Source organism: Vibrio sp. V39_P1S14PM300 (assembly GCF_009904765.1).
GTDB lineage: Bacteria > Pseudomonadota > Gammaproteobacteria > Enterobacterales > Vibrionaceae > Vibrio > Vibrio proteolyticus.
In genome coordinates this window covers 1-9,616 of sequence record NZ_WXWP01000033.1, presented here as the reverse complement: position 1 = coordinate 9,616, position 9,616 = coordinate 1, and the positions used below count along the sequence as shown (strand labels likewise).

Here is a 9,616-nt window from a genome sequence, read left to right as displayed (position 1 = left end):
CATCCGAAAACCACAACTGGTGAATGCCACCATGACCGTGATTGAACGTGTCGGTCTACACAATGCCAGCATCTCCCTGATCAGCAAGGAGGCCGGTGTGTCGACTGGTATTATCAATCATTACTTCGGCGGCAAACATGGCCTTCTGGAAGAGACCATGCGCGCCATTCTGCGTCAGTTGTCCGAAACGGTAACCTCTCGGTTAAGAGTTCTGCCCAAAGAAGCGCATCTACAACGTATCAATGCCATCATCGACGGCAACTTCGTCGGTTATCAGGCAGAAAATAAAGTCGCAAAAACCTGGCTTGCATTCTGGTCCTACTCGATGCATGACCCGGAATTAAAGCGCCTGCAGCGAGTGAACGAGAAACGCCTGCTTTCTCACTTACGAATTGAATTAAAAGCGTTGTTGCCGGGTGATACCGCAGAGATGGTTGCGCACGGCATTGCATCACTGATTGATGGTATCTGGCTGCGCGGGGCGCTCAACCCCGACGGTATTAACGCAGATAAAGCCCGAACCATCATCAACGATTATCTGGACAAACAACTCACGTTTTACGCCGGCCAGGCTTACTGATTGAGTCTCCGGTCGCCAGACGAGAGTTATGACAACTCCATCATTAAATCAAAATAAATTAAGTCAGCATGCATATGGAAAAGAAATCACAATACATCAACGGTCAGCACACTGAAGCGACCTCAGGCGAATGCTTTATCAGCTACAACCCAGCCAACGGCGAAGCCATCGCAGAAATCGGTCAAGCGTCGGCATCCGACGTGGAAGCAGCGATCGAATCAGCGCAGCGTGGATTTCAAGTTTGGTCTGCCATGACACCAGTAGAGCGCAGCCGCATTTTGCTCAAAGCTGTCGAAATCCTTAGAGCACGAAATGACGAACTGGCAAAGCTGGAAGTACTCGATACAGGTAAGCCTCTGCAGGAAGCCACCGAAGTGGACATCGTGACGGGTGCCGATGTCATTGAATACTTTGCTGGTCTGGCACCTGCTATGCAAGGCGAACAACAACCGCTGAGTGAAAACCAGTTCTTCTACACCCGCCGCGAACCACTTGGCATCTGTGCCGGTATCGGCGCGTGGAACTACCCGATTCAAATCGCGATGTGGAAATCCGCCCCTGCTCTGGCCGCTGGCAACGCCATGATTTTTAAACCGTCAGAAGAAACCCCACTGACCGCATTGAAACTGGCAGAGATCTTCACTGAAGCCGGCATGCCGGACGGCGTTTTTAACGTAGTTCAGGGCGACTATCGTGTCGGTCAGATGCTGACTTCCCACCCTTTGATTGCAAAAGTGTCGTTCACGGGTGAATCCGGTACGGGTAAAACCGTCATGTCTGACAGCGCAAAAACGCTCAAATCCGTGACGATGGAACTGGGCGGAAAATCGCCAATGATCATCTTTGACGATGCCAACCTGGATCATGCTGTTTCTGCGGCCATGGTGGCTAACTTCTACACTCAGGGTGAAGTGTGCACCAATGGTACGCGCGTTTTTGTTCACGAAAGCCTGTATGGCCGTTTCATCGAGCAACTGAAAAGCCGTACCGAGAAGCTGATTGTCGGTAATCCTATGGACATGCAAACCCAAATTGGCGCGCTGATCTCGACCGAGCATCTTGAAAAAGTACTCGGCGCTATTGAAGCCGCGAAAGCCAGCGGCGCGACGCTGCTGACCGGTGGTTACCGCGTCACAGGTCACGGCCTGGAAAACGGTAACTTTGTCGCACCAACAGTGTTTACGGACAGCAGCGATGACATGCCTCACGTGCAAAACGAAATTTTTGGTCCGGTGATGTCGGTGTTGACGTTCCGCGATGAAGACGAAGTAATTCGCCGTGCGAACGATACTGATTATGGCCTTGCCGCAGGCGTGTTCACTCAAAACCTGTCACGCGCTCACCGTGTTATCCACCAGCTTCAGGCGGGTATCTGTTGGGTCAACACCTGGGGTGATTCTCCAGCAGAGATGCCGGTCGGCGGTTACAAACACTCAGGCGTCGGCCGAGAAAACGGGCCGGAAACCCTACTCCACTATACCCAGACGAAAAGCGTGCTGATAGAGCTCGGCGACTTCGCCAGCCCTTACGCTTAAACCTCCGGAGAACAACAACTATGCAACTACGCTACGATTATATTATCGTCGGCGCGGGCTCGGCCGGCTGTGTGTTGGCTGATCGTCTCAGCGAATCCGGCGAGCATAGCGTCCTGCTGCTGGAAGCCGGCGGCACAGATCGCAGCATCTTTATCCAGATGCCTACTGCACTGTCGTATCCGATGAATACGGAAAAGTATGCCTGGCAGTTCGAGTCGCTACCTGAGCCGGGGCTGGACGGACGCCGCCTGCACTGCCCACGGGGTAAAGTGCTGGGTGGCAGCTCATCCATCAACGGCATGGTGTATGTGCGTGGTCATGCCTGCGATTTCGACGAATGGGAAACCCATGGCGCCACTGGCTGGAACTATCAGGCTTGTCTGCCCTACTTCCGCCGCGCGGAAACCTGGATTGGCGGAGAAAACGAATACCGAGGTGGCGCTGGGCCACTTGGCACCTGCAACGGCAATGACATGCAGTTAAATCCCCTGTATCAGGCATTTATTGATGCGGGTCAGCAAGCGGGCTACCCGGACACCGACGATTACAATGCCTACCAGCAGGAAGGTTTTGGGCCGATGCACATGACGGTCAAAAACGGTGTTCGTGCCTCCACATCAAATGCCTATCTGCGCCGTGCGTTGAAGCGCCCGAACCTGACGCTGATGAAAGGCATTGTGGCACGCAAAATCTTGATGGAGAACCGCACTGCGTATGGCATTGAATTCGAAAAATCCGGCAAAGTGATGAAAGCTTTCGCCGCACGTGAAGTGATCTCCAGTGCCGGTTCGGTCGGTTCACCGCAACTGCTTCAGTTGTCAGGCATCGGCCCGAAGACTGTACTGGAGAATGCAGGCGTCCCAGTTGAGCATGATCTGCCAGGCGTGGGTCAAAACCTTCAGGATCACTTAGAAGTGTATTTTCAGTATGAGTGTAAGCAGCCGATCACGCTTAATAGCAAGCTGGGTTTGGTCAGTAAAGGGTTGATCGGTACAGAGTGGATTCTGACTCGCAAAGGGCTGGGTGCCACTAACCACTTTGAGTCTTGTGCCTTTATCCGCTCACGCAAAGGTCTGAAATGGCCAAACGTTCAATACCACTTCCTGCCTGCCGCAATGCGTTATGACGGCCAGGCAGCATTCGATGGACACGGCTTCCAGGTTCACGTCGGTCCGAACAAACCGGAAAGCCGCGGTCACGTAGCCATTACCTCAAGTGATCCGCACGTTAAACCGGAGATCCTGTTTAACTACATTTCCACCGAGCAGGATAAGCAAGACTGGCGGGACTGCATACGCTTGACCCGTGAAATCTTGTCACAACCGGCGATGGATGCATACCGGGGCACGGAAATTCAGCCAAGCGTTGAAGTGACATCAGACCAAGCGATCGACCAGTGGGTGAAAGAGAACGTGGAAAGCGCATATCACCCGTCATGCACCTGCAAAATGGGCAGCGACAACGATCCAATGGCTGTGCTGGATGAGCACTGTCGGGTCCGCGGGATCAACAACCTGAGAGTGGTCGATTCTTCTGTCTTCCCGACCATTCCAAACGGCAACCTGAATGCGCCTACCATCATGGTGGCCGAGCGCGCAGCCGATTTCATTTTAGGAAAACCCGAATTGGCGCCATCCAACGTGCCCGTATGGATTGCACCGGACTGGCAGGACAAGCAAAGACTTCATCCGCCAGTAAGAGAGCTGGAAGACATCTCTTAATTTTTAGCACTTTAAAGTCAGTAATCATTACAAGGAAAAATCATGTCTACGACGAAAAAAACTCTGCTCACCTTCGGACTGTGTTCGATGACGGCCTTTGGTGCCTACGCCAACCAATGTGAAACCGTGCGTTTTGCTGACGTTGGTTGGACGGACATTACCGCGACCACCGCCGTCACCACCGAACTGCTGAAGGGCATGGGCTACAAAACCAAGATCGACCTGCTGTCGGTTCCGGTCACCTACTCTTCAATGGCCAACGGTGATATTGACGTCTTCCTTGGCAACTGGATGCCAACCATGGAAGGCGACATTGCCAAGTATCGCGACGCAGGCACGGTAGAAACACTGCGCGCTAACCTTGAAGGCGCCAAGTACACACTGGCCGTACCAAAATACGTGTACGACGCTGGCGTGAAAAGCTTCGCCGACATCGCCAAAAATGCCGACAAATTCAAAAGCCGCATCTACGGCATCGAACCTGGCAACGACGGCAACCGCCTGATCCAATCCATGATTGACTCTGATGCCTTCAAACTGAACTCATTCAGCCTGGTAGAGTCAAGCGAAGCGGGCATGGTTTCGCAGGTTGCACGCGCAGTACGCCGCAATCAGTGGATTGTTTATCTGGGCTGGGCACCGCACCCAATGAACAGCAACATCGATATGGAATACCTCGACGGTGGTGACGACTACTTCGGTCCGAACTATGGCGGTGCCAGCGTCTACACCAACGTGCGTAAAGGTTATACCTCCGAATGCCAAAACGTCGGCGGATTGCTGCAAAATCTCAAGTTTAGCCTTGAGATGGAAAACGAGTTGATGGAAGCCATCCTCAACCAGAACGAAAAACCAGCCAAAGCGGCACGTGCTTGGCTGAAGAAACACCCAGAACAGGTACAAACCTGGCTTAAAGGCGTGAAGACGCTCGACGGCAAAGAGGCGACTCAAGCCGTAACAACGTATCTGAACAACGCATAAGACATACAGGAGACGGTGGATGCAAATCCACCGTCCATAAGGTAATACCGTGAATATAATAACTGACCACAAAATTCCCCTAGGCCAATGGATGGAGACCGGTGTTGACTGGCTAACCATGAACGCTTCCGGCCTGTTTGATGCGATTTCGTATTTCTTAGAGACTGTGATTTTATTCCTGGTCGACGTATTTAAATGGATGCCCCCTGCACTGCCCATCGCTATCACGGCAGCACTGGCGTGGTATCTGCATCGCAAAGTATCTCTGGTCGTTTTTGTTGTCGCCGCACTACTGTTGATACTCAATCTGGGCTACTGGCAAGAAATGCTGGAAACCTTTGTCCTGGTGTTTGCAGCGACAACGATTTCCGTATTAATTGGCGTACCTCTTGGGATCATGGCATCCCATCGACCCTGGTTATACACCCTGTTGCGGCCAATTCTGGACTTGATGCAGACCGTACCGACCTTTGTCTATCTGATCCCGACACTGGTTTTGTTCGGCTTAGGTATCGTACCGGGCTTGATTTCAACGATCATATTCGCCATCGCCGCCCCTATCCGACTCACCTATCTGGGAATGACACGTGTACCGGAAGAACTGGTGGAAGCGGGCAAAGCCTTCGGAGCCAGCCGAATGAAATTGCTGTTTAAAGTGGAATTGCCTGCGGCGCTCCCAAGCATTATGGCCGGTATTACTCAATGCATTATGTTGTCGCTATCTATGGTAGTAATCGCTGCTCTGGTAGGGGCTGACGGGCTGGGCAAACCCGTAATCCGAGCCCTGAACACCGTGAACATTTCTCAGGGTTTCGAAGCGGGCTTAGCGATTGTGTTGGTTGCCATCATTCTCGACCGCCTGTGTAAAACTCCGAATCAGAATAACAAAGAGGCCTGACCCATGGACGCGATTACAATTGAACAACTGGACGTCGTGTTTGGCGACGCTCCGCAAAAAGCACTGACGCTGCTGGACTCAGGTTTAAGCCGCCAGGAAATCATCGATCAGACCGGTCAGGTCGTCGGTGTCGACAACGTCAGCATGTCCGTCAAAGAAGGCGAAATTTGCGTGTTAATGGGCTTGTCCGGCTCAGGTAAATCCAGCCTGCTGAGAGCAGTAAACGGGCTCAATGCCATCAGCCGTGGTGCGCTTAAAGTGAAAGACGGAGACAATCAGGTTGACTTAGCACAGTGTGACGAAGCAACTCTGCGTCAACTGCGCACCCACCGTGTCTCGATGGTTTTTCAGAAATTTGCTTTGATGCCATGGCTGAGCGTACTCGACAACGTTGCATTTGGCCTGGAAATGCAGGGCGTCAGTAAAGCCGAGCGCCGTGAGCGCGCTCGCACACAGTTGGAAATGGTCGGCCTGGCGGAATGGGAAGACAAGTTCCCTCACGAATTGTCCGGTGGTATGCAGCAACGTGTCGGTCTGGCACGTGCCTTTGCGATGGACACCGATATCTTGCTGATGGATGAGCCGTTTTCCGCGTTGGATCCACTTATCCGAGCGCAGCTCCAAGATGAGCTGTTGGCGCTGCAAAGCAAGCTGAACAAAACCATTCTGTTCGTCAGCCACGACCTGGATGAAGCGCTGAAAATCGGCAACAACATCGCAATTATGGAGTCCGGCCGTCTGATTCAACATGGCAAACCGGAAGAGATCGTTCTGACTCCCAAAACTGAGTATGTAAAAGACTTCGTTGCCCACACCAACCCGCTCAACGTGCTAAAGGGCCGCTCTCTGATGCAACCAGTCACAGCACTGGAACAGCAGGGCAACCGCTGGAAGGTTTGTCAGAGCAGTGAAACTTGGGTGGAGTCGGATAACTCGGCATTTAATGTCCACAGCGATAGCGACCTGACGCTGGTGCACTGGGACGACAGCATGAGCCTGGACGACATCAATTCAGACATGCTGCTGGCCGCAACACCAGACATTGATATGCGAGACGCGATTGAACTCAAGCATCGCAGCGGCCACCCAATCCTACTGGTTGAAAATCAGCAACTGGTGGGGGTACTGGACGACAGCGACTTCTACAACGCGCTACTTGGGAATTACCAAAGCGAACACGCGGCGTGATCTGTCAGGCGGCCGAGACACGTATGACTGACCAAGTATTCATCCGTAATCTTGAGTCAGAACCACCATATGGCACACGTAAAATGTCATCTGGACAGTAAGATTTGTCCGGTATGCCAACGACCGTTTTACTGGCGCCGGAAGTGGCAACACTGCTGGCAAGACGTCAAGTACTGCTCTGAACGTTGTCGTCGTACTCGCCAGAAATCTGCCGACAAGCACTAAATTCAAGGCCGCTCATGCGGCCTTACTCATTTACCAGGGTAACTTGCTCCCATCGTACGCCAGAAATCGCCCGCTATCTGTCGCCTTCAAAGAGCTGAGCACAGTCAACAAATCGCGGGCCACCCGTTCGGGTGTAAACAACTTATCAGGTGCAACCTTACTTTGAAATGGCGACGACAACGGCGTATCTGTGGTTCCAGGATGCAACGTCACCACCACGCTGGCAGGCAGGGTTCTTGACCATTCCAAAGCCAGTGTTTTAATGATCATATTCAAGGCGGCTTTCGAAGCTCGATAACTGTACCAACCACCTAACCGATTGTCTGAAATACTGCCTACTCTGGCGGACAGCGCTGCGAGTAGTGGCTGACGGCTGCCTTTGAGCAGAGGACGAAAATGTTTAGCCAGTAGCAAGGTCGGCAGCGCATTGACCATCATATTATGCATAAAGAAACCCGCTTCAACGGACTGACTGTTCTTCTCCGGCATCTGACCATCACAATGCAGCAGCCCGACGGTATTGATGATCCAATCCAAACGGGTCATGGATAAAGCCACCTGCTCGATCGAAGATTCATTTTCCACGTCCATCCGATGCCATATAAGATTAGCGGCCACCATTTCCGGGCATTCACGACGATAAGTGGCATGCACATTCGCACCAGGAAATCGTGATAATGCTTCCTTAACCAGCGCTCGGCCAATCCCGCCATTTCCGCCAACAATCAGAATCTCCATGTAGCACTGTTCCCCTTACACCTTACAAACTCTCAAGTCGTTGTAGATTCTTCTCTGCAGTAGCAAGAATAGCATCCTGAGCCTCCGCCGTAAGTTTGTCCCAATTGCGGTAGACCATGCCGATCCTCGGGTTATTTGCCAGTTGGTCGCGATGCTTGACCATAAATCGCCAATACAGACTGTTTAGCGGGCAAGCGAGATCACCACTGCGCTCTTTCACTCGATAACGACACGATGAGCAATAGTCGCTCATCCGATTAATGTAAGAGCCGCTGGCCGCATACGGTTTTGTCGCAATGATGCCGCCATCGGCAAACAACGCCATCCCGCGAGTGTTAGGCATTTCTACCCACTCCAGAGCATCGACATAAATGCCCAAATACCAGGCATCCACCTGATCCGGATTGAGCTCGGCGAGCATGGCAAAGTTCCCGGTCACCATCAGGCGCTGTATATGATGGGCATACGCATAGTTAAGCGACTGCGACACCGCATGATGGACGCAGTTCATGTGTGTTTGTGCGTTCCAGAAGTACTCTGGCAACGGTCGGCCGGCATTAAGAAGATTGCGCTTCGCATAACCCGGCATATTTGCCCAGTAAATACCGCGTACGTATTCCCGCCAGCCCACGATCTGTCGAACGAAGCCTTCAACCTGAGCCAGGCTGATAGCACCTTTGACATGATGGAAGGTATCAATCGCTGCCTCAACCACTTCGAGCGGCGAGAGCAGCTTGCAATTCAGTGCGAATGACAGGCGACTGTGGTACAAACTCCACTGGCTCGGATGCTGACACGTCATCGCATCCTGAAAGCGCCCGAAGTTTGGCAGGCAGACCTGGCAAAAGTGCGCCAACTGTGTGAGCGCCTGAGCCCGGCTAACCGGCCACAACAAAGCCACCTCGGCCCGGCCAAAGTTGGCGATCTGATGACGCTGTAGTCGCTCCAGGATTTCACTGACGTCATTGGCAAACTGCAAAGGTTGAGGCAATGACTCAAGGTCGCTGATCTTCAGTTTATTACGATTCTCTGCATCAAAATTCCACTTCCCGCCCAGCGGTTTGCCTTGCTCATCCATCAACAGATCAAATCGGGTTCTCATGCGGCGATAGAAATGCTCCATCAGTACGTGCTTTCCACACGGAAACTGCTGGTCAATCTCATCAAAATTCAACAGGAAGTGCTCGCTGTCCACACAGTCGACAACCACTTTGGGCGGCGAAAAATCGGCTAACTGAGTCAACAACCTGTACTCATCCGGCCGCTGATACTGTAACAGTTCGGCCCCAGCCTGCTGACAGACGTCAGCCAACAGCTCTGTCAGATCCCGGTAGCGTGCAGTCTGGTCCAAATCGAGGTAGTGCACCTCATGACCGGCCTCTGTCAGCGCATTGGCAAACTGACGCATGGCAGCCAAGAACGCACACTGCTTCTGAACATGATGCAGGACATATTTCTGCTCCTGGTGCAGTTCCGCGATGACGTATAATGTCTGCGGGTCAACCTGCTCGAACCAGGAATGTTGGTGATTGAGTTGGTCGCCGAGAATGAATCGCACCCGCCGAAATTTCATTGCGAATTCCCCGGGTATTTCCGCGGCCATTCAGCCACATCTCGCCCGTCAATACCGGTGACAGTCTCCCGTCCCTTCCAACGTTGAATAAATCGCTGTTTCGGGTCATACATCTGAGTCTGTTTCTCCAAATCAAAATGACGATGCCCTCTTGGGTCGGCGCCCACTCCTGCGAGA

Annotated in this window: 9 protein-coding genes and 1 pseudogene; 7 read left to right on the top strand and 3 right to left on the bottom strand. The window is 52.6% G+C overall.

Features of this window, described 5'->3' with window-relative positions; all coding sequences use genetic code 11:
• The first annotated feature begins 1 nt into the window (after position 1).
• The 7 genes from betI (at position 2) to CAG65_RS01905 (ending at position 7,128) form a co-directional block, all read left to right on the top strand.
• Positions 2 to 580 (top strand): transcriptional regulator BetI, encoded by a 579-nt coding sequence (gene betI / locus CAG65_RS01935; protein WP_337247538.1) that lies wholly within the window; start codon positions 2 to 4, stop codon positions 578 to 580.
• 74 nt (positions 581 to 654) lie between these two features.
• Positions 655 to 2,115, top strand: coding sequence for a betaine-aldehyde dehydrogenase (gene betB / locus CAG65_RS01930; RefSeq protein WP_161451803.1), 1,461 nt, complete (start codon positions 655 to 657; stop codon positions 2,113 to 2,115).
• Positions 2,116 to 2,135: 20 nt separating this feature from the next.
• Positions 2,136 to 3,836 carry a choline dehydrogenase gene (gene betA / locus CAG65_RS01925; RefSeq protein WP_161451801.1) on the top strand — a complete coding sequence of 567 codons (1,701 nt, stop codon included), beginning with the start codon at positions 2,136 to 2,138 and terminating at the stop codon, positions 3,834 to 3,836.
• Between the two features lie 42 nt (positions 3,837 to 3,878).
• On the top strand, positions 3,879 to 4,817 hold the full coding sequence (locus tag CAG65_RS01920) for a choline ABC transporter substrate-binding protein (RefSeq protein ID WP_161451799.1): 939 nt from the start codon (positions 3,879 to 3,881) through the stop codon (positions 4,815 to 4,817).
• A gap of 49 nt (positions 4,818 to 4,866) precedes the next feature.
• Complete coding sequence (gene choW / locus CAG65_RS01915) at positions 4,867 to 5,715, top strand: choline ABC transporter permease subunit (protein WP_040902519.1); 849 nt, start codon at positions 4,867 to 4,869, stop codon at positions 5,713 to 5,715.
• A gap of 3 nt (positions 5,716 to 5,718) precedes the next feature.
• A complete protein-coding gene (gene choV / locus CAG65_RS01910; protein WP_021705070.1) occupies positions 5,719 to 6,903 on the top strand; it encodes a choline ABC transporter ATP-binding protein in 1,185 nt (394 codons plus the stop codon).
• A 69-nt stretch (positions 6,904 to 6,972) separates the two neighbouring features.
• Positions 6,973 to 7,128 (top strand): DUF2256 domain-containing protein, encoded by a 156-nt coding sequence (locus CAG65_RS01905; RefSeq protein WP_161451796.1) that lies wholly within the window; start codon positions 6,973 to 6,975, stop codon positions 7,126 to 7,128.
• A gap of 30 nt (positions 7,129 to 7,158) precedes the next feature.
• On the opposite strand, the gene CAG65_RS01900 is transcribed toward CAG65_RS01905, so the two are convergent.
• The 3 genes and pseudogenes from CAG65_RS01900 to CAG65_RS22130 all read right to left on the bottom strand — a co-directional run.
• Positions 7,159 to 7,866 carry an SDR family oxidoreductase gene (locus tag CAG65_RS01900; RefSeq protein WP_161451795.1) on the bottom strand — a complete coding sequence of 236 codons (708 nt, stop codon included), beginning with the start codon at positions 7,864 to 7,866 and terminating at the stop codon, positions 7,159 to 7,161.
• A gap of 22 nt (positions 7,867 to 7,888) precedes the next feature.
• Positions 7,889 to 9,439: a cryptochrome/photolyase family protein gene (locus tag CAG65_RS01895; protein ID WP_161451793.1), complete on the bottom strand. Its 1,551-nt coding sequence runs from the start codon at positions 9,437 to 9,439 to the stop codon at positions 7,889 to 7,891.
• Positions 9,436 to 9,616, bottom strand: a pseudogene (locus tag CAG65_RS22130) (hypothetical protein); the annotation flags it as partial. The gene CAG65_RS01895 and the pseudogene CAG65_RS22130, both read right to left, overlap by 4 nt.

Bases quoted from the DNA above. Each gene is read 5' to 3' on its own strand.
- betB (WP_161451803.1), top strand. From the start codon at position 655: ATGGAAAAGAAATCACAATACATCAACGGTCAGCACACTGAAGCGACC.
- CAG65_RS01920 (WP_161451799.1), top strand. From the start codon at position 3,879: ATGTCTACGACGAAAAAAACTCTGCTCACCTTCGGACTGTGTTCGATG.
- CAG65_RS01900 (WP_161451795.1), bottom strand. From the start codon at position 7,866: ATGGAGATTCTGATTGTTGGCGGAAATGGCGGGATTGGCCGAGCGCTG.
- CAG65_RS01905 (WP_161451796.1), top strand. From the start codon at position 6,973: ATGGCACACGTAAAATGTCATCTGGACAGTAAGATTTGTCCGGTATGC.
- CAG65_RS01895 (WP_161451793.1), bottom strand. From the start codon at position 9,439: ATGAAATTTCGGCGGGTGCGATTCATTCTCGGCGACCAACTCAATCAC.
- choV (WP_021705070.1), top strand. From the start codon at position 5,719: ATGGACGCGATTACAATTGAACAACTGGACGTCGTGTTTGGCGACGCT.
- betA (WP_161451801.1), top strand. From the start codon at position 2,136: ATGCAACTACGCTACGATTATATTATCGTCGGCGCGGGCTCGGCCGGC.